Below are 18,945 nucleotides of genomic sequence, written 5' to 3'. Positions count from 1 at the left end.
CCGCGGCCGGCCTGCCCAGCGGCGAGGCGGTGCGCGGGCCGGCGCTGACCACGCTGATCGTCGCCGAGGCGGCCGATGGCTATCGCGTTGCCTTCAGCCTGGGCGAGATTGACGGCAAGCTGGGCAACCGCGCCGTGCTGGTGGCGACCGCCTGCGACGGCAAGCCGCTCGATATCGCCAACGGCCCGCTGCGACTGGTGGTGCCTGGCGAAACCCGCGCCGCGCGATCGGTGCGGCAGCTGAAGGCCCTGCGGGTGGTGCGCCTGCCCTGACCGGTCAGAAGCGCTGGGCCTGCAACCATGCGCGCACGGCCGGGCCCACATCATCGCGCTCCAGCGCCAGCGCGATGTTGGCCGTCACGTGCCCGGCCTTGTCGCCGCAATCAAAGCGGGTGCCGGTGAAGGTGAGGGCGTGGAACGGCTGCTGACCGATCATTTCGGCCATTGCATCAGTGAGCTGGATCTCGCCGCCGGCGCCGCGCTTGCCCTCAGCCAGCACGTCCATCACCTCGGGCTGCAGGATATAGCGGCCGATGGCGGCCAGCCGTGAGAGGGCCGTGCCCGGCGCCGGCTTTTCCACCAGGCCCTTCACCTCGGTGATCAGGCCCTCGGTCGCGCCGGGAGAGACGATGCCATAACGGTGCGTATGCGCTTCGGGCACCTCCAGCACGGAGATGATGTTGCCGCCAAGTTGTTGGTAGGCGTCGTGCATTTCCTTCAGCGCCGGGTTGGCCGGGTTCCACAGCAATTCGTCGGGCAGCAGCACGGCAAAGGCCTCGCGGCCGACCACATGGCGGGCGCACCACACGGCGTGGCCTAGCCCCGCCGGCTCCTGCTGGCGCACATAGACCATGCGGCCGGGTTCGATCTGGGTGGCTTCCAGCACCGCCAGTTCCGCCGTCTTGCCCTTGGCCTTCAGGCTGTCGACCAGTTCCTGCGCGATGTCGAAATAATCCTCCAGCGCGCCCTTGCCGCGCGCGGTCACGAACACCAGCCGCTCGATGCCGGCGGCGATGGCTTCATCGACTGCATATTGCAGCAGCGGCTTGTCCACCACCGGCAGCATTTCCTTGGGCATGGCCTTGGTGGCGGGCAGGAAGCGCGTGCCCTGGCCGCCCACCGGGAAAACCGCCGTCTTGACTGGCTTGATCGACATAACGTTCCCTGTTGCTGGCAATCATCCATTGCCAACGGCGACGGCCGGTCAAGCGAAACTTCGATGAACGGAACGGCCAGCGCGCCAAAGCGCCAGCGCATCAGCGTATGGAATCAGTCACTTGTCGCGCCGCGCAGCAGCCGGCCGGGCAGGGCGCCGGTCGCTTCGCCATCGCGGTATGTGGTCTGGCCCGCGACGATTGTGGCCCTGATGCCCCGCGCCCGCTGCAACAGGCGGCGGCCACCGGCCGGCAGATCATGCGCCACCTCGGGCGGCAGCAGGCCGAGGCGATCGAGATCGATGAGGTTGAGATCGGCGCGCTGCCCGGGCGCGATCAGCCCGCGATCCTGCAGCCCCACCGCCCGCGCCGTGTCATGCGCCTGGCGCTTGATCAGATGTTCAAGTGGCAGCCGGCCATGGCTGCGGTCCCGCGCCCAATGGCTGATCAGCGTGGTCGGGAAGCTGCCATCGCAGATCATGCCGACATGCGCGCCGCCATCAGACAGGCCGGGGATCGTGTCCTTGTGGGCGAGCATCGCGCCAACCGCATCAAGGTCGCCATCGGCAAAGTTGAGGAAGGGCACATAGATCATGCCTTGGCGCAGCCATTCGGCGGCCACCATTTCATAGGCCACGCCGCGCCGCATCGCCTCGGCGGCCAGGCTGGTTTCCGGCAGCGGCTCGTAATTGGGCGGGTTGCTGAGCTGGTACATGTCGCCCCAGCGGTGCAGCAGCGCGGTGCCGAGCGCATTGCCCTTGGCCGGCGGATTGGCGATCAGGCGCGCGACAAAGGCGGGATCGGCGAGCAGCCGCGCCTGTTCGGCCGGGCTGGCGCCCTTCGGCCAATCGGGGTGCAGGCTGAACGGATTGAGCGTGAGATCGAGCCCGAGCAGCACGCCGACCGGGCGCGAGGCCACCTGCGCCTTCATCGGCAGGCCCGCCGCGGTGGCCTGTTCCAGCATATCGAGCAGCTTGCGCCAGCCCAGCGGTGCGACCGGCGATTGGGCGAGGGAGAAGCTCAGTGGCCGGCCAGAGGCTTCGCACAGCCGGCGCAGCATGGCGAATTCGGCGTCCGGATCGGCGAAATCGGACACGAATTGCAGCACGCCCTTGTTTGCGCGGCCCAGCGCCAGGGCAATGCCCATCAACTCGTCCTCGGCCGCCGTCAACGTGGGCGTCGGCTGGCCATCCGAGGTGCGGTGATTGAGCGTGCGCGAAGTGGAAAAGCCCATGGCGCCTGCGTGCATCGCGGCCTCCGCCAGCGCGGCCATCTGCGCGATATCTTCGGCGCTGGCCCGTTCACGATTGGCGCCGCGTTCGCCCATCACGAACACCCGCAGCGCGGCGTGCGGCAGTTGCAGGCCGACATCCATGTCGAAACGGCGACCTGAAAGACTGTCGAGATAGTCCGGGAAGCTCTGCCAGTTCCAGGGCAGGCCCTCTTTCAGCACCGGGAAGGGCAGATCCTCCACGCCTTCCATCAGCCGGATCAGCCGATCCTGATCGTCCACCCGGCAGGGCGCGAAGCCCACCCCGCAATTGCCGGCAATCACCGTGGTGACGCCGTGCCACGACGACGGCTGCAGCCGCTGGTCCCAGGTCGCCTGGCCGTCATAATGGGTGTGGACATCAACGAAGCCGGGGGTGACGAGCAGGCCCTTGGCGTCAATCTCCTCGGCGCCGCGCCCGCTGACGACGCCGACCGCAGCAATGCGGCCATCCTTCACCGCCACGTCACCATCAAGGCCGGGCGCGCCGCTGCCATCGACGATGTGACCGTTGCGGATGACGAGATCGAAGTCGCTGCTCATGACGGGAGGGTCTCAAGCCCCTGCTTCGCCGTCAACCTACCGGAAAGCGCAACAACCGCTCGCCTTCCACCACCAGCGCCGTCGCCGGCCCGGCCAGCGCCGCCTGCAGCGCCGGATCGGCGATATCCAGCCCGCCGGTGAAGGCGCCATAGGCCGGCAGGATCAGCTTGGTGGGGCCGTGCGCGAAGCAGCGCCGGGCGATGTGGCGGCCGCGGTGGCGGATCACCAGCTTGGGGTGATAATGGCCGGACAGTTCAGGCGTAGGGTCGGCCGGATCGGCCTCGTGGCGCAGCACCAGCGGGCCGATGCTGCCCTCCGCCATCACGCGCCCGCCCAGCACGGCGGCGGCATCCTCGTCGTGATTGCCGGTGATCCACCACCAATCGAGGCTGCGCGTCATCGTCATCAGCGCGCGGCGGGTTTCGTCCGACAGGCGATCGGGGCCGGCTTCGTCGTGGAACGAATCGCCCAGGCACACCAGCCGCTGCGCGCCCGTCGATTCAACGGCGGCAATCAGGGTGGTGATGGTGTCGGCCGTGGCGTGCGGCGGCAGCAGCCAGCCCTTCGCGGCGAAATGGCTGGCCTTTTCGAAGTGCAGGTCCGCCACGAAAAGGGTCGCCTGGTCCGGCCACCACAAGGCCCCACAGGCCAGTGGCTGGAGCGATTCACCAGCGAACGAAAAGGAAACAGACATGGTGCTGCGTTAGGCCCGCGTGGCCCTGATGGTCAATCCACCCGCATTGCTTCCGCGATCAGCGCTTCGGCTTCCAGCAGTAACGCCGAATCCGCACTGTCCCCCACCCGCTCGCGCCCGATGGTGAGCAGCGACGGCACCGCCAGCGGCGTCACATGCGCAGCGCGGACATGGGTGAGGCGGCCATGCGCCTGTTCGAGCAGCGCCGCCAGGCGGGCAATGTCGGTCAGCTTGCCGCGCGCATCCGTCCAGGCGGCGGTGAGCAGCAGATGGTCCGGCTCGTGGCGGCGCAGCACGTCGTAGATCAGGTCTGACGAGACGCTCATCGCCTTGCCGCTCTTGTGCACGCCGGGCTGCACCCGCTCGATCAGACCGCCGATGATGGCGACCTCGCGGAAGGCGCGGCGCAGGAAGGGCGAGGCAGCCAGCCATTCGGCCAGTTCATCCTCCAGCACGGTCGGATCGAACAAGGGCTGCGGATCATCGACCGGATCGAGGCTCCAGCAGGCCATGGCGTAATCGCTGGCGACAAAGCCCAGCGGCTTCAGCCCGGCCCGCTCCATGCGCTGGGTCACCAGCATGCCCAACGTCTGGTGCGCCGGGTGGCCGGCAAAGCCGTACACCACCATGTACCAGCGATCATCACGCAGGAACGTCTCCACCAGCACGTCGTCTTCGCCGGGCAGGCGCGAGACGCGGGCCTGGATCGCCAGCCATTCGCGCACGTCATCTGGCATCCCGGGCCAGCGGGCGCGATCGTTCATCAGGCCGCGCACGCGCGCCGCCAGCCGAGTCGTCATCGGCATGCGCCCGCCGGCATAGACCGGCACCTTCGGGCTGCCGCGCCCCATGCGCACATGGATGTCGGCGCCGTCGAAACCGGTGACCTCCAGCGTCTGCCCGGCGAACATGAAACTGTCCCCCACGCGCAATTGCCCGGCGAAATATTCCTCGACCTGGCCGAGCTTGCGGCCGTGTCGGCTGGATTTGCCGCTGCCAAAGACGACGTTCATGGCGACGGCCTCGACGATGGTGCCGCTGTTCATCCGCCACTGCCGGGCCAGCGCCGCCGAGCGCAGGCGCATGCGGCCGTCGGGCTGGGTCACAAGCCGCTGGTAGCGCTCATAGGCTTTCAGCGCGTAACCGCCGGTCGCGGCATAACCGAGCACGGCATCGAAGGCGGCGCGGGTGAGGCCGGCATAGGGCGCGGCGCTCTTCACCTCGTCATACAATTCATCGGGGAAGAACGGCCCGGCCGCCGCGCAGCCCACGACGTGCTGGGCCAGCACATCCAGTGCGCCGGGGCGGAAGCCATCGGGATCAAGCTCACCGGCCTGCACCGCGTCGCGCGCGGCGAGCGCTTCCAGATATTCGAAGCGGTTGCCCGGCACGATCAGGCAGCGGCTGGCCTCATCCATGCGGTGATTGGCGCGGCCGGTGCGTTGCAGCAGGCGTGATGCCCCCTTGGGCGCGCCCATCTGGATGACGAGATCGACATCGCCCCAATCCAGCCCGAGATCGAGGCTGGCCGTGGCCACGATGGCGCGCAGCTTGCCCGCTGCCATCGCCGCCTCCACCTTGCGGCGTGCTTCGGGCGCCAGGCTGCCGTGGTGGATGCCGATCGGCAGGGCGTTGTCATTTTCCGCCCACAGATCGCGGAAGACGAGTTCGGCCACCGCGCGCGTGTTGACGAAGACGATGGCCAGCCGCGCCGCCTCGATGCGCTTCATGACGGCGCGGGCCGCCCAGCGGCCGTTGTGGCCGCCCCACGGGATGCGATCATCGATGACCAGGATATCGATGGCCGGATCGGCGCCGCCTTCGGCCACCACGATCTCGACCTGGGTCGAATCGGCATCGGGCGCCAGCCAGCCGGCCCAGCTTTCCGGATCGGCGATGGTGGCCGACAGGCCGACCCGCTGCAGCGCCGGCGCCAGGCGTTGCAGGCAGGCGAGGCACAGCATCAGCTGGTCGCCGCGCTTGGTGGTGCCAAAGGCGTGGATCTCGTCGATGATGACGCGCTTCACCCCGGCCATCATCGCGGCGGCTTCCGGGCTGGAGAGGAGATTGGCCAGGCTTTCCGGCGTCGTCAGCAGGATATGCGGCGGCTGCTCCTTTTGCCGGGCCTTGCGCGCCGCCGGTGTGTCGCCGGTGCGGGTTTCAACGCGCACATCGAGGCCCATCTCGGCCACGGGGGTCAGCAGATTGCGCTGCACGTCCACCGCCAGCGCCTTCAGCGGCGAAATGTAGAGTGTATGCAGCCCCTCATGCGGCGTGGTGGCGAGATCGGCCAAGGTTGGCAGGAACCCGGCCAGCGTCTTGCCCGCCCCGGTCGGCGCGGTGAGCAGCGAGTGCCGCCCGCGGGCGGCGGCATCGAGCATGGCGAGCTGATGGGCGCGCACCTGCCAGCCGCGCGCGGCAAACCAGTCGCTGATGATGGGGGGCAGGCTCACCCACCCCTCGTGCCGAACGCCGGCGTGCCGCGTCAACAGGGACCGAGGCGCTTGCCTGTCGTGCGGCTGGTCGATTGCATGGCGCCACCGCTCATCTTCGAGCGTATGTCATAGGCGACAGGGCTGTAGGTGCCGGAGATGGCGATGATCTGCGGCGTGGGGGCACCGGTCTTGCATTCCATCACGCCGCTGATGCGGCCCGCCGCGGCACTGAAGCTGCGATAGCGGCAGGCGCCGTTGGACTTGCCGATCACATCGCGCGGGCCGGCGGCGGCCTGTTCGGGCGTGATGCAATAGGTGGCGCTCATCGGCCTGGCGCGCGTGCGCTGCGCCATTTCCGGCGGCATGCCCGGCATGGCCATCGATTCGATGATGGTCGTTGTCTGCCATTTGCCCGGCGTCACCGGCGATTCGGCGCTGGCAGCGCTCGCCATCCCCACCAACAGCAACAGCACCCTGCGCATCGTCACTCCCCCCGGTTGCGGTTTCGCGCCAGCTTTACACAGTGGCGCGGCAATGCAAGGCGTGAGCGCGCATGGCACCTGACTGGATCCTGCCCCGGCCTGAAGGGCTCTATCTGCCCGGCATCGACGCCTGGGTTGATCCGTCGCGGCCACAGCAGCGTGCCATCATCACCCATGGCCACGCCGATCATGCCCGCGCCGGGCACGGCACGGTGCTGGCCACGGCTGAAACCCTGGCGATCATGCACCAGCGCTTCGGGCCACAACCGGGCGGGCAGGCGCTGGCCTTTGGCGAGCGGCTGGCGCTGGGCGATGGCCTGACGTGCATGCTGTTGCCCGCTGGGCATGTGCTGGGGTCGGCGCAGGTGGTGCTGGAAAAGGCCGGCACGCGGATCATCGTGTCAGGCGACTACAAGCGCCGGGCCGACCCCACCTGCATCGCGTTCGAGCCGCTGGCCTGCGATATCTTCATCACCGAAGCCACCTTCGGCCTGCCGGTGTTTCGCCATCCCGACACGGCGGCGGAAGTGGCGAAACTGCTGGCGGCGCTGGCGGCCAATCCGGATCGCTGCGTGGCGGTGGGTGCCTATGCGCTGGGCAAGGCGCAGCGGGTGATCGCCGAACTGCGCCGCGCTGGCCATGATGCGCCGATCTATCTGCACGGCGCGATGACGGCCCTGTGCGCGCTTTACGAAGCCCAGGGCGTGGCGCTGGGCGATCTGCGTGCCGTGGGCACGCTGAAGGGCGATGCGCTGAAAGGTGCAATCATCATCGCGCCGCCTTCGGCCCTGCGCGACGTGTGGAGCCGCCGCCTGCCTGACCCGATCACCGCCATGGCCTCGGGCTGGATGCGCGTGCGCCAGCGCGCGGTGCAGAGCGGCATCGAGTTGCCGCTGGTGATTTCGGACCATGCCGATTGGGACGAGCTGACCGCCACCATTACCGAGCTGAACCCGGCGGAGGTGTGGGTGACGCACGGCCGCGAGGAGGCGCTGGTGCACTGGTGCGCGCTCAACCAGCGTCGCGCGCAGGCGCTCGATCTGGTGGGCCGGGAGGATGAGGGGGATTGAACGGGCGGCATCGCCCTGCCATGGCGATGGCCGATGTTTGCCGCCCTCAAACCCCTGCTGTTCGCGCTCGATCCGGAAGCGGCGCACAATCTGACACTGGCGGCGCTGAAGACGGGGCTGGTGCCGCCCGTGCCAGCCGACGATCCGATCCTGGCCACGACGATGGCGGGCCTCGCCCTGCCCAACCCGATCGGGCTGGCCGCCGGCTTCGACAAGGATGCCGAAGTGCCCGACGCGATGCTGAAGCTGGGCTTCGGCTTTGTCGAGTGCGGCAGCGTCTGCCCGCGGCCGCAGCCGGGCAATCCCAAGCCGCGCCTGTTCCGGCTGGTGGAGGACGAGGCGGTGATCAACCGCTTCGGCTTCAATTCGAAGGGCGTCGAGTTCGCCCATGCCCGGCTGGCGGCGCGCCAGGGCAAGCCCGGCGTCGTTGGCATCAACCTGGGCGCCAACAAGGACAGCGCGGACCGTACCGATGATTATGTGACGGGCCTGCGCGCACTGGCGCCGCTGGCGTCATATGTGACGGTCAACATCTCCTCGCCCAACACGCCGGGCCTGCGCGCCCTGCAGGATGGCGCGGCGTTGGCCGATCTGATTGCGCGGGTGACGGACGCGCGTGGCAAGCTGGATGTCCCGGTCTTCGTGAAGGTCGCGCCAGACCAGGGCGAAGATGACTGGGCCACCATCGCACGCGCCTGCATTGACGGCGGGGTGGATGGCCTGATCGTTTCGAACACCACCGTCTCGCGCCCGACGCTGGCAAGCCGCCATGCCGGCGAGACAGGCGGCCTTTCGGGCAAGCCGCTGAAACCGCTGGCGCTGGCCGCGCTCAAGCGATTCCGCGCCGAAACCGGCGGTGCGCTGCCGCTGATCGCGGTGGGCGGCATCGCGAGTGGCCAGGACGCCTATGACCGCATCCGCGCCGGGGCGAGCGCGGTGCAGCTTTATTCGGCGCTGGTCTATCATGGCCCCGGCCTTGTCACGCGCATCAAGGCAGAACTGGCGGCTCTGCTGCGCCGCGACGGCTTAACCAGCGTGGGTGCGGCGGTCGGCACCCAAGCGGTTTAGCCACTTTTCACCCGCGCAAATCGGCTTAAGGTGCAGGTCCCATGAAGACCATTTTCCTCCTCGCCGCCTCTCTCCTCGCCACCGCGGCCACAGCCCAGCCCATTCCCAAGGATGCCGATGCCGGCCCCGTGCAGGCGGCCAGCACGGCCGGCGCCGGGCCGTTCAAGGCCGTCGTTTCGGCCGCCCACCCGCTGGGATCGGAAGCCGGCCTCGCCATCCTGAGGCAAGGCGGCAACGCGGTTGATGCCGCGATTGCCACCATGCTGGCCTTGACCGTGGTGGAGCCGCAGTCGAGCGGCATCGGCGGCGGCGGCTTCATCGTCTATCAGCCGGCCACTGGCCCGCTCGGCACCATCGATGGCCGCGAGAAGGCGCCGGCGGTGGCCAGCCCGGAACAATTCCTTGGTGCCGACGGCAAGCCGATGCCGTTCATGGCAGCAGCCACCGGTGGGCGCAGCGTGGGCGTGCCGGGCAGCGTGGCGCTGGCCGCCGAAGCTCACAAGAAATGGGGCAAGCTGCCCTGGGCGAAGCTGTTTGAACCGGCGATCAAGCTGGCCGAAGGCTTCACCATCTCGCCGACCATGGCGCGCTTCATCGCCTTCGGGCAGGACAGTCTGAAGCAGGCCGGCCCGGAAGGCCGTGCGCTTTACTTCGATCAAAATGGCGCGCCGCTGAAGGCCGGCACGACCTTCCGCAATGACAAGCTTGCCGCGTCGTTGCGGCTGATCGCCAAAGAGGGGCCTGACGCCTTCTACAAGGGGCCGATTGCCGCCAGCATCGTCAAGGCGGTCAGCACCGCCGATGCCAACCCGACCGCCATGACACTGGCCGATCTCGCCGCCTACAAGGCCGAAGTGCGCGAGCCGGTGTGCGGCACCTACCGCCAGTACAGGGTCTGCGGGGTGGCGCCGCCATCATCGGGCGGCGTCGGCGTGCTCGCCATGCTGAAGCAGCTCGAGCGCTTCGACATGAAGGGGCTGGGCAAGGACAATCCTGTGTCCTGGCACCTGTTCGCCGAAAGCCAGCGCCTGGCCTATGCCGACCGCGAGAAGTGGATCGGCGACCCGGCCTTCGTGGCGGTGCCCACCAAGGGGCTGGCCGATCCCGCCTATCTGGCGTCACGCTCGGCGCTGATCAGCGCCGGTGAGCGCATGGCCAAGGTGCAGGCCGGCATGCCGCCCGGCGCGCCGACCGCGCGGGTGAACGCGGCAGACAATGAAGTGGCCGGCACGACCAATTTCGCCGCCGCCGATGCGCAAGGCAATATCGTCACCTGGACCAACACGGTGGAAAAGACCTTCGGCTCCGGCCTGGTTGCCGAAGGTTTCGTGCTCAACAACCAGCTGACCGATTTCAACTTTGACCCGAAGGACCAGGGGCAACTGACCGCCAACCGCGTGCAGCCGGGCAAGCGGCCGCGCTCGGCGATGTCGCCGACCATCGTCTATGATGCGAACGGCAAGCCGATCCTCGCCATCGGCGCGGCCGGCGGCGTGACCATCATCGCGCAGGTGACCAAGGCGATCATCGGTGTGCTCGACTGGGGGCTGCCGGTGGACGAAGCCATCGCGCTGCCCCAGCTGATTGCCATCGGTGACCGGTTTGCGGTGGAAAAGGGCACCATGCTCGAAGCCATGATCCCGGCCTTCACCGCCATGGGCCACAAGCCGGTGGCAACCGCCTTGCCGCTGAAACTGAATGGCGTGCAGCGGGTTGCGGGCGGTTGGCGCGGGGGGGCCGATGCCCGCGGCGAGGGTCGTCCTGCGGGCTACTGACGAGAACAAGGGAGGCGGCCAACGCCTCTGGGGAGAGAGTGATGCTGCCGAAACTGCCGCCGCTGCGGCCTGCCGCACTTGCGGCCCGCGTCGATGCCGCGCCCAACCTGGTCGCGATGTTTCTCGATCGGGCCGATGCCCAGCCGGCCGCACCCTGCCTCACGGCCAAGGTCGGCGGCCAGTGGCGCACGATCAGCTGGGGCGAGGCGCGGGACATCGTCGCCAGCCTGTCGGCCGCGCTCACCGCGATCGGCATCAACCGCGGCGACCGGGTGTGCCTGGTGTCGGAAAACCGCCCGGAATGGTGCCTTGCCGATCTCGCCATCATGGCCGCCGGCGCCATCACCGTGCCGGCCTACACCACCAACACCGAGGCCGACCACACCCATATCCTGACCAACAGCGGCGCCCGCGCTGTCATCGTTTCAGGCCCGAAGCTGGCGAAGAATGTGCTGCCGGCCGCCATGGCCACCGACAATTGCCGCATCGTGATTACCATGGAGCCGCTGCAGGAGGTGCAGGGCCTCGCCATCCATGACTGGGCCAAGCTGGTCGCCGGCCGCGCGCCACTGATCGACGAGGATCGCGCCGCCGTGCGCGCCCGCGCCACGATGAAGCGTGAGGATCTCGCCTGTCTGATCTACACCAGCGGCACCGGCGGCCTGCCGCGCGGCGTGCGCCAGCATCATGGCGCTATCATGCGCAATATCGCCGGCGCCATCGCGGTGATCGAACAGGATTTCTTCCCCGGCGAGGTGCCGGGCGAATTGTTCCTGTCGTTCCTGCCGCTGTCTCACGCCTATGAACACACCGCCGGCCAGTACATGCCGTTGGGGATGGGCGGCCAGATCTGGTACGCCGAAGGGCTGGAAAAGCTTGCCGCCAACATCGAGGAGGCCCGCCCCACCTTCATGGTGGTGGTGCCGCGCCTGTTCGAGGTGCTGCGCATGCGTATCGCCAAGCAGATCGAGAAGCAGGGCGGGCTGGCCATCACCCTCCTCAACCAGGCGCTCGCCATTGCTCGCAAGGAAGCCCGCGGCGAAAGCCTGAGCCTGGCCGAAAAACTGATCGACCAGGCGCTGGAGCGCACAATCCGCAAGTCCATCCGGGCCAAGTTCGGCGGCCGGCTGCGCGCCATGGTGGCTGGCGGGGCGCCGCTGAACCCGGAAGTGGGGATTTTCTTCACCGCCATCGGCATCCCGATCCTGCAAGGCTATGGCCAGACCGAAGCCGGCCCGGTGATCAGCTGCAATCGCCCGCGCGCCAAGCTGAAGATGCACACGGTTGGCCCGCCGCTGGACCAGGTCGAGGTGAAGATCGCCGCCGATGGCGAGATCCTGGTGCGCGGCGAGCTGGTGATGGACGGTTACTGGATGAACGATGCCGAGAGCCACAAGGCGCTCAAGGACGGCTGGCTCTACACCGGTGACATCGGCCATCTCGACAAGGATGGCCACCTCGTCATCACCGATCGCAAGAAGGACATCATCGTCAACGACAAGGGCGACAATGTTGCGCCCCAGCGCGTCGAGGGCATGCTGACCCTGCAGGACGAGATTGCCCAGGCCATGGTCTATGGCGACAAGCGCCCCTATCTGGTCGGCGTGGTGGTGCCCGAAGCCGAATGGGCGCTGTGCTTTGCCCGCGACAAGGGCCTGCCCGCCGATCTGCACAAGCTGCGCGACGAGCCCGAATATGTGCGCGCCATCCAGGCCGCGGTGGACCGGGTGAATCAGAAACTGAGCGTGATCGAGAAGGTGCGCCGGGTGATCATCGCCGATGAAGCCTTCACCACCGACAACCAGCAGCTGACCCCGTCGCTGAAGATTCGCCGCCACGTGCTGAAGCAGGTCTATGGCGAGCGGCTGGACAAGCTCTACAAGGATTGAGCCCTATTGGGGCGGTGCCGGGCCCTGCGGCGGCGCCGGCGGTGCGGTCACCGTCTCGTCGGGCACATCGATCACCGGCGGCGGGCTGTTGGGCTCGCCATTGAGATCGATGGTCATGCCCTCCATGTCGGTGGCGAGCGCATCCATGTCCACTTCCACCGGCGCTGCTTCCGGTTCCGGGATCAGCTTGCCCTCGCTCTCCAGCGCCCGGGTCATGAAGCCCTTCCACATCCGCGCCGGCAGGCCGCCGCCGACAATGCTGCCGGCCATGGGTGAATTGTCGTCATTGCCCACCCAGATGCCCACCACGAGATCGCCGGCAAAGCCAATGAACAGCGCATCGCGGTGGTTCTGTGTGGTGCCGGTCTTGCCCCAGGCCGGCATGGGCAGGCGGGCCGCGTTGCCGGTGCCATTGCGCACCACCGATTGCAGCATCTGCATCATGTCTTCGCGCACCGGCCAGCTGGTCCGCGTCGCTTCCGGCGGGGTCACTTTCTCCGGCCACGGGTCAGCCCGCCACAGGCCAGTGGCCTTCACCGGATATGTGCCCAGCGCGACGGCGGCAAAGGCCCGCGTCATGTCGATGAGCGGGATTGGCGTCGTGCCCAGCGCCATCGCCGGATAGATGCTCACTCCGCCTTCAATGCCGAGCTTCTTCACCTGTTTCGCTACAGCCGAAATGCCGATCTCCTGCGCCAACTTCACGGCAGCGATGTTGGAGCTGGCGGCAAAGGCGGTGGCGAGGCTGATGGTGCCGCGGAAGCGCAGGTCGTCATTCTTGGGCGCATAGCATTCGCCCGGCTGCTGGCCCGGCTCGCAAATCTCGATCGGTTCATCAACAATGGTGTCACCCGGCTTCTTGCCGGCTTCCAGCGCCGCCAGATAGACGAACAGCTTGAACGAGGAGCCCGGCTGGCGCTGGGCCTGGGTGGCGCGGTTGAAGCTCGACTCCTTGTAATCGGTGCCGCCTACCATCGCCACGACGCGGCCATCCAGCCGCATCGCCACCAGCGCCGCCTGGCTGACATTCAGGCCGCCGGCGCGGGCCAAACCGTCCTTGATGATATTCTCGGCGATCGTCTGCAGCTTGGGATCGAGCGTGGTCTTGACGACGATCTCGCCATAATCGGCCTCGGTCGCTTCGCGCGCCTGCGGCAGCACCCAGTCGGCAAAATAGCTGCCGGTGGGCAGGTTCTTGCGGCCGGGGCGATATGCGGCCGGCCGCGCCGCCTTGGCTTGCGCCGCCGTGATGGCGCCGGTTTCGACCATGGCGGCGAGCACCTGGGCGGCGCGTTCGTTGGCCTGTTTCAGATGGCGGGACGGCGCCAGCCGCGACGGCGCCTGCACCAGGCCCGCCAGCAGCGCGGCTTCGCCCAGCGACAATTGCTCGGGGGGCTTGTCGAAATAGGTGCGCGCCGCCGCGCGGATGCCATAGGCGCCATCGCCGAAATAGACCGACGACAGGTAATTCTGCAGGATCTCGTCCTTGGAGAGTCGCGCCTCCAGGTAGAGCGCGATGATGATTTCCTGCAGCTTGCGCTTGATCGAGCGTTCCGACGACAGGAAGCTGGTCTTGGCCAATTGCTGGGTGAGGGTCGATCCGCCCTGGCGGACGCCGCCGGCTTGGGCATTGGTGGCGAGCGCCCGCAAGATGCCGATCGGATCAATGCCCCAGTGGTCGCGAAAGCGGCGATCCTCGATGGCAATGAAGGCGGCCGGCACATAGGCCGGCAACTGCGCGATCTTCACCGGCTCTTCCTTGTAATCGCCGCGCCGGGCGATCGGCTTGCCGTTCATGTCGGTGATGATCAGGCTGGGCTGCTTGGCCGGCTCCAGCGCACGCCCCAGCGGCGCGGTGGCCACCAGCCAGGCCACCAGCAGGCCGAACAGGGCAACCATGCCGCCCGCGATCCACCAGCGATAAGGGCGAACCTGCCCCCACAGCGTGCCGATGCGGGCGGGGAAGCCGGCCATCAGGCGCGTTCCCGTGTGGCGGAGAATTTGATGTCCGGGAATCGCTGGGTCACGAAGTTCAGTTCCCAATTGTCCCGCGCCAGGAACACCGGGGCCCCGTCGCGATCTTCGGCCATGGCGCTGCGATGCTCATCCACGAAGCCCTTCATGGCCGCAGGCGCGCCGGAAATCCAGCGCGCCGTTTCATAGGGGCTGGGTTCGAAACTGGCGGCGACGCGATACTCCGCCTCCAGCCGGCTGATCAGCACTTCCAGCTGCAGCTGGCCGACAACGCCGACGATCCACTGGCTGCCGATCGCCGGCTTGAACAACTGGGTCACGCCCTCTTCCGCCATGTCGGTCAACGCGGTCTTCAGCTGCTTCGACTTGGTTGGGTCATCAAGCTTGACTCGCCTTAATATTTCCGGCGCGAAGTTGGGAATGCCGGTGAAGGTGACATCGTCTTTCTCGACCAGGCTGTCGCCCACCCGCAGCACACCATGGTTGGGAATGCCGATGATGTCGCCCGGGAAGGCCTCATCAGCGATCTCGCGATCCTGGGCGAAGAAGAAGATCGGCGAGTTGATGGCGATCATCTTGCCGGTGGCCATCTGCTTCAGCTTCATGCCGCGGCGGAAACGGCCGCTGGCCAGCCGCAGGAAGGCGATGCGGTCGCGGTGCTGCGGGTTCATGTTGGCTTGGACCTTGAACACGAAGCCCGACACCTGCGCACCGTCCGGATCCACCGCCGCCGGCAGCGCCGGCTGTGGGCGCGGCGACGGCGCCATCGCGGCAATCGCGTCGATCAGGTCAACCACGCCGAAGTCCTTCAGCGCGGAGCCGAAAATCACCGGGGTCAGCGCCCCGGCGCGATATTTGTCGATATCGAGATCGGAATAGCCGCCCTCGGCCAGTTCGGCCTGCTCGCGCAGGCGGCCCGCCATCGGCCCGGCCAGCGCATCGATGCGCGGGTCATCAAGGCCGTCAACCGACACGACCTCACCCGCCAACCGGCTGTCGCTGCCATCGGGCTTGTGGAAACGGCGGCGCTTCAGGTCATACAGCCCGGTGAACTCGCCGCCCATGCCGGCCGGCCAGTTCAGCGGCGCCACGTCGAGCGCCAGCATGTCGGCCACTTCGTCGAGCAAATCGAAGGGGTCGCGGCCTTCGCGGTCCACCTTGTTGATGAAGGTGATAATCGGCACGTCGCGCAGGCGGCAGACCTCGAACAGCTTGCGGGTTTGCGCTTCGATGCCCTTGGCTGCGTCGATCACCATCACCGCGCTGTCGACAGCGGTGAGCGTGCGATAGGTGTCTTCGGAAAAATCCTCGTGGCCCGGCGTGTCGAGCAGGTTGAAGGTGACGCCATCACGCTCGAAGGTCATCACGCTCGACGTGACCGAGATGCCGCGCGCCTGCTCGATCTTCATCCAGTCCGATCGCGCCCGCCGGTTCTGTCCGCGCGCGCGCACTTCGCCGGCAGCGTGGATGGCGCCGCCGAACAGCAGCAATTTCTCGGTGAGGGTCGTCTTGCCGGCATCGGGGTGCGAGATGATCGCAAAGGTGCGCCGGTTGTGAACCGGGTTGGCAGACGGGACAAAGGGCGCGTTCATGAGGCAGTTGGCCGGCAATTTCGGGGCGCGCGGCGCATCGCATGCCCAAGGGGAAAGGGCAAGAGGAACGCCCGACTGTTGCATTGCGGCGACAGGTCGAGTCCGCGACGATGCGCCACCGTCATTCACCCCTTCCCTTGAACGTGCCAATGCGGTTAATCTTCATGGCATGGGGAGAGAGGGAACAAGCGCTTGCTGATCAAGGCCCTGGCACGAACACTTCTGATGCTGCTGGCACTGCTGGCGCCATCTGCCTTTGCAGCCAGCCTTTATTCCGCGCCGCGCTATGCCGCCATCCTGATCGACAACAACACCGGCGAAGTCCTCTACGCCCGCCGCGCCGATGAAGCCCGCTATCCGGCCTCCATCACCAAGGTGATGACGCTCTATGTCGCGTTCGAGGAGGTCGCCGCCGGCCGCCTGCGCCTGGATGACGACATCCGCATTTCTCGCCGGGCCTGGGGCCAGGCGCCATCGAAGCTGGGCCTGCGCGTCGGCGCCACGATCAGCGTCAAGGATGCCTTTGGCGTGATCGCCACCAAGAGCGCCAACGATATCGCCGTGGCGCTGGCCGAACATATCAGCGGCAGCGAAGCCGCCTTTGCCGAGCGCATGACCGCCACCGCCCGCCGGCTCGGCATGATGAACACGGTATTCCGGAACGCCTCGGGCCTGCCCAATCCCGATCACATCACCACCGCCCGCGATATCGCCACGCTGTCCCGCGCCATGCTGCGCAACTTCCCCGATTTCTATCCGGTGTTCAGCCAGGCCCAGTATCGCTACCGCGGCATGGCCGTGGAAAACCACAACCACCTGCTGCGCACCATGCCCGGCGTGGACGGCATCAAGACCGGCTTCACCAACGCCGCCGGCTTCACTCTCGCCGCCTCGGCCGTGCGCGGCGATCGTCGTCTGGTTGCCGTCGTCCTCGGCGGCCCCAGCCGGCTTGGCCGCGACGACAACATGCAGGATCTGCTCAACATCGGCTTCGATGTGCTCGACTCGCGCCTGCGCGGCCAGCCCTTCACCGTGGCCAGCCGCTTTGCCGAGCCGGACGACCTGCCCGACGCCGTGATGGAAAGCCTGGCCGGCGATGAAGTGGCCGAAGGCGGCGCCGTGGACATGCCGACGCGCGCCACCCGGGCAGTGGACGTCGCCAGTGCCATCACCGCACTGGGCGATACCGGCCTTGGTGGCTCATCGCTGGCCAGCGTGCGCAGCGGCGGCGGACGCGCGCTTCCGAACCGATAAGATGACCATCACCCGGATTTCCAGCGGCGCCCCGTGGGAGGCGCTGGTCGGCTACTGCCGCGCCGTCGTCGCGCCACCCTTTGTATTCGTCTCCGGCACCGTGGGCCGCAATCCCGAAACCGGCGAACTGCCGCCCGACGTGGAAGGCCAGTGTGCCAACGCGCTCACCATCATCGGCCGCGCGCTCGAAGCCGCCGGCACCGATTTCGCCCACATCGTGCGCGTGACCTATTATGTGCCCGACCGCGCCGATTTCGAACCCTGCTGGCCGCAACTGCGCGCCACCTTCGGGGCGCATCCACCCGCCAGTACTGTGATCTTCGCTGATCTGATCGATCCGGCGATGAAGATCGAGATCGAAGTGACGGCGGCGCTGCCGGGGTAATTGTTTTGAGCCTCCGGCGGGCAGGGACGCAGTCCCTGCACCCGTTTGTTTTCAGGTGCGCTGGTAGCAAATGGCATCTGACTGCGCGCCGTTTGCATCCCAGCCATCGGCCAGTTACCCTGCATTAGTGGCGCGCACGCTGATCTCGCCTGACAATAGCTTGCTGCGGAACGTGGCAGGCTGCGCTTTTGCCATAATTCTGATCCCAGTGGCGATTGTCGCGAAGCTGGTTATTACGCCCTTCGAGAAGCCGATCGAGCGCTCCCCGGATGACGTTCTTGCCCTTCTCCGTCGCTTTCAAGATGGAACGGCCGACGATTACGACTGGGATGACTTCATAGGCATCCCCATCTCCGATGTGGAGTTGGAGGCGCTTCGAGCAGAAGCCGCATTACTCAACCTGCCGTTCCGTTCTGAGGATTTAGACAGACTGCACTCTATGATCGCTCGCGCCGAGGCCATCGTCGAGAAACGTCGCGCGACCTGAGCGGCTTTTGCCGTCCGCTCCAAAGCTGACAGAAAGCGCCGCCCGAAAACGAAAGCGGGTGCAGGGGCTCAGCCCCTGCCCGCCGGAGGCATTTCTACCTTTCTTGAAACCGCTCAGGGCTTCACGAACCGATAGTAGAAGCGGTTGGTCTTGCCGCGCACCGCTGGATCGAACACCAGCTTGGTCGGATCATCGCCCGCCATTTCCAGGATCGGCACGCTGCCGGCATAGCGGAAGCCGGCGCGGGCCATGTCGGCCTTCACCACGTCGGCATCGATGCGGTGGGTCTTGTCGGCCTGGGCGCGGCTGTCCATGCCGGGCACGCCGTAGTGATCGATAATGATGACCACGCCGCCGGGTTTCATCGCCTGGAACAGCCGGGCGTTGTAGGCATCGACATCGGTGCGCGGATATTTGAACTTTTCGCTCTGCCAATAAAGATCATGATACGTCAGGTGGAAGAAGGCGGCGTCCAGCTTTTCGGGCATGGCGGCTTCGCCGGGCGCGCCGACCACCAGCTCGACGTTGGGGTTGCGCTTCTTCAGCGCCTCCCAGCCTTCCACCACCTTGGGATTGTCCATGTAATTGGGCGGCTCGACGGCATAGACCTTGCCCTTGGGGCCGACATGGCGGGCCAGCAGCTCGGTGTAATAGCCTTGCCCGGCCATCACATCCATGACGCGGGCGCCGGGGCGGATCAGGCTTTGCGCCAGCACCTGCGCCGGCATGCGCCCGGCATCGAGCGCCACCATGGCTTCCGGCCGGCCGGGCGCGTTCACCACGTCCACCGGCGCTGCCGCCATCACCAGCATGGCGATCCCCGCCAGTGCCAAAGCCCGCTGCATCATGCGTCTGTCCTCCCCGAATTTGCCGG

At 67.2% G+C, this 18,945-nt stretch carries 16 protein-coding genes; 8 read left to right on the top strand and 8 right to left on the bottom strand.

Going from position 1 to position 18,945, the window contains the following annotated elements:
- Positions 1-272: molybdopterin-dependent oxidoreductase (locus tag GJ693_RS01625; protein WP_156254590.1), on the top strand; the 272-nt coding region annotated here is incomplete at its 5' end.
- A gap of 4 nt (positions 273-276) precedes the next feature.
- Here the strand turns inward: GJ693_RS01625 and GJ693_RS01620 are convergent.
- The 5 genes from GJ693_RS01620 to GJ693_RS01600 form a co-directional block, all read right to left on the bottom strand.
- Entirely contained in the window at positions 277-1,155 is an 879-nt protein-coding gene (locus GJ693_RS01620) for a UTP--glucose-1-phosphate uridylyltransferase (protein WP_197041875.1), read from the bottom strand.
- Positions 1,156-1,268: 113 nt separating this feature from the next.
- Complete coding sequence (locus GJ693_RS01615; protein WP_156254589.1) at positions 1,269-2,966, bottom strand: N-acyl-D-amino-acid deacylase family protein; 1,698 nt, start codon at positions 2,964-2,966, stop codon at positions 1,269-1,271.
- A 31-nt stretch (positions 2,967-2,997) separates the two neighbouring features.
- The gene (pdeM, locus tag GJ693_RS01610; protein ID WP_156254588.1) at positions 2,998-3,660 is read right to left on the bottom strand and encodes a ligase-associated DNA damage response endonuclease PdeM; all 663 of its coding nucleotides are present in this window, start codon (positions 3,658-3,660) and stop codon (positions 2,998-3,000) included.
- 32 nt (positions 3,661-3,692) lie between these two features.
- Positions 3,693-6,113 (bottom strand): ligase-associated DNA damage response DEXH box helicase, encoded by a 2,421-nt coding sequence (locus GJ693_RS01605; protein WP_156254587.1) that lies wholly within the window; start codon positions 6,111-6,113, stop codon positions 3,693-3,695.
- A 32-nt stretch (positions 6,114-6,145) separates the two neighbouring features.
- Positions 6,146-6,577 (bottom strand): DUF3617 domain-containing protein, encoded by a 432-nt coding sequence (locus GJ693_RS01600; protein ID WP_156254586.1) that lies wholly within the window; start codon positions 6,575-6,577, stop codon positions 6,146-6,148.
- Positions 6,578-6,648: 71 nt separating this feature from the next.
- On the opposite strand from GJ693_RS01600, the gene GJ693_RS01595 reads away from it, so the two are divergent.
- Genes GJ693_RS01595 through GJ693_RS01580 form a run of 4 tightly spaced genes read left to right on the top strand, consistent with a single transcriptional unit; the run spans position 6,649 to position 12,379 of the window.
- Positions 6,649-7,647: a ligase-associated DNA damage response exonuclease gene (locus GJ693_RS01595; RefSeq protein WP_156254585.1), complete on the top strand. Its 999-nt coding sequence runs from the start codon at positions 6,649-6,651 to the stop codon at positions 7,645-7,647.
- Between the two features lie 33 nt (positions 7,648-7,680).
- Positions 7,681-8,715 (top strand): quinone-dependent dihydroorotate dehydrogenase, encoded by a 1,035-nt coding sequence (locus GJ693_RS01590; RefSeq protein ID WP_156254584.1) that lies wholly within the window; start codon positions 7,681-7,683, stop codon positions 8,713-8,715.
- 41 nt (positions 8,716-8,756) lie between these two features.
- Positions 8,757-10,490 carry a gamma-glutamyltransferase gene (gene ggt, locus GJ693_RS01585; RefSeq protein WP_156254583.1) on the top strand — a complete coding sequence of 578 codons (1,734 nt, stop codon included), beginning with the start codon at positions 8,757-8,759 and terminating at the stop codon, positions 10,488-10,490.
- 41 nt (positions 10,491-10,531) lie between these two features.
- Positions 10,532-12,379, top strand: coding sequence for an AMP-dependent synthetase/ligase (locus GJ693_RS01580; RefSeq protein ID WP_156254582.1), 1,848 nt, complete (start codon positions 10,532-10,534; stop codon positions 12,377-12,379).
- A gap of 3 nt (positions 12,380-12,382) precedes the next feature.
- Here the strand turns inward: GJ693_RS01580 and GJ693_RS01575 are convergent, their stop codons facing one another.
- Complete coding sequence (locus GJ693_RS01575) at positions 12,383-14,176, bottom strand: transglycosylase domain-containing protein (protein WP_408014526.1); 1,794 nt, start codon at positions 14,174-14,176, stop codon at positions 12,383-12,385.
- A gap of 176 nt (positions 14,177-14,352) precedes the next feature.
- A complete protein-coding gene (locus GJ693_RS01570; protein WP_156254580.1) occupies positions 14,353-15,945 on the bottom strand; it encodes a peptide chain release factor 3 in 1,593 nt (530 codons plus the stop codon).
- A 192-nt stretch (positions 15,946-16,137) separates the two neighbouring features.
- On the opposite strand from GJ693_RS01570, the gene GJ693_RS01565 reads away from it, so the two are divergent.
- From GJ693_RS01565 to GJ693_RS01555, 3 genes are all read left to right on the top strand, one after another.
- Positions 16,138-17,199: a D-alanyl-D-alanine carboxypeptidase family protein gene (locus GJ693_RS01565; protein ID WP_235902545.1), complete on the top strand. Its 1,062-nt coding sequence runs from the start codon at positions 16,138-16,140 to the stop codon at positions 17,197-17,199.
- A gap of 1 nt (position 17,200) precedes the next feature.
- A complete protein-coding gene (locus GJ693_RS01560; protein WP_156254579.1) occupies positions 17,201-17,584 on the top strand; it encodes a RidA family protein in 384 nt (127 codons plus the stop codon).
- 127 nt (positions 17,585-17,711) lie between these two features.
- Positions 17,712-18,071, top strand: a complete 360-nt coding sequence (locus GJ693_RS01555; RefSeq protein WP_156254578.1) for a hypothetical protein — start codon at positions 17,712-17,714, stop codon at positions 18,069-18,071.
- 113 nt (positions 18,072-18,184) lie between these two features.
- Here GJ693_RS01555 and GJ693_RS01550 read toward each other — a convergent pair whose 3' ends face one another.
- Positions 18,185-18,919 carry a class I SAM-dependent methyltransferase gene (locus tag GJ693_RS01550; protein WP_156254577.1) on the bottom strand — a complete coding sequence of 245 codons (735 nt, stop codon included), beginning with the start codon at positions 18,917-18,919 and terminating at the stop codon, positions 18,185-18,187.
- Between the last annotated feature and the right edge of the window lie 26 nt (positions 18,920-18,945).

The sequence above is a fragment of the Sandarakinorhabdus oryzae genome (assembly GCF_009733735.1).
In the GTDB taxonomy this organism is placed as follows: Bacteria; Pseudomonadota; Alphaproteobacteria; order Sphingomonadales; family Sphingomonadaceae; genus Sandarakinorhabdus; species Sandarakinorhabdus oryzae.
Note: the sequence above shows the minus strand (reverse complement) of the source record. Positions and strands in the feature narration are given on the sequence as shown.

Excerpts from the sequence above, each read along its gene's own strand:
- GJ693_RS01575 (WP_408014526.1), bottom strand. The coding sequence starts at position 14,176 with ATGAACGGCAAGCCGATCGCCCGGCGCGGCGATTACAAGGAAGAGCCG.
- ggt (WP_156254583.1), top strand. The coding sequence starts at position 8,757 with ATGAAGACCATTTTCCTCCTCGCCGCCTCTCTCCTCGCCACCGCGGCC.
- pdeM (WP_156254588.1), bottom strand. The coding sequence starts at position 3,660 with ATGTCTGTTTCCTTTTCGTTCGCTGGTGAATCGCTCCAGCCACTGGCC.
- GJ693_RS01620 (WP_197041875.1), bottom strand. The coding sequence starts at position 1,155 with ATGTCGATCAAGCCAGTCAAGACGGCGGTTTTCCCGGTGGGCGGCCAG.
- GJ693_RS01590 (WP_156254584.1), top strand. The coding sequence starts at position 7,681 with ATGTTTGCCGCCCTCAAACCCCTGCTGTTCGCGCTCGATCCGGAAGCG.
- GJ693_RS01600 (WP_156254586.1), bottom strand. The coding sequence starts at position 6,577 with ATGCGCAGGGTGCTGTTGCTGTTGGTGGGGATGGCGAGCGCTGCCAGC.
- GJ693_RS01560 (WP_156254579.1), top strand. The coding sequence starts at position 17,201 with ATGACCATCACCCGGATTTCCAGCGGCGCCCCGTGGGAGGCGCTGGTC.
- GJ693_RS01580 (WP_156254582.1), top strand. The coding sequence starts at position 10,532 with ATGCTGCCGAAACTGCCGCCGCTGCGGCCTGCCGCACTTGCGGCCCGC.
- GJ693_RS01615 (WP_156254589.1), bottom strand. The coding sequence starts at position 2,966 with ATGAGCAGCGACTTCGATCTCGTCATCCGCAACGGTCACATCGTCGAT.
- GJ693_RS01570 (WP_156254580.1), bottom strand. The coding sequence starts at position 15,945 with ATGAACGCGCCCTTTGTCCCGTCTGCCAACCCGGTTCACAACCGGCGC.
- GJ693_RS01595 (WP_156254585.1), top strand. The coding sequence starts at position 6,649 with ATGGCACCTGACTGGATCCTGCCCCGGCCTGAAGGGCTCTATCTGCCC.
- GJ693_RS01550 (WP_156254577.1), bottom strand. The coding sequence starts at position 18,919 with ATGATGCAGCGGGCTTTGGCACTGGCGGGGATCGCCATGCTGGTGATG.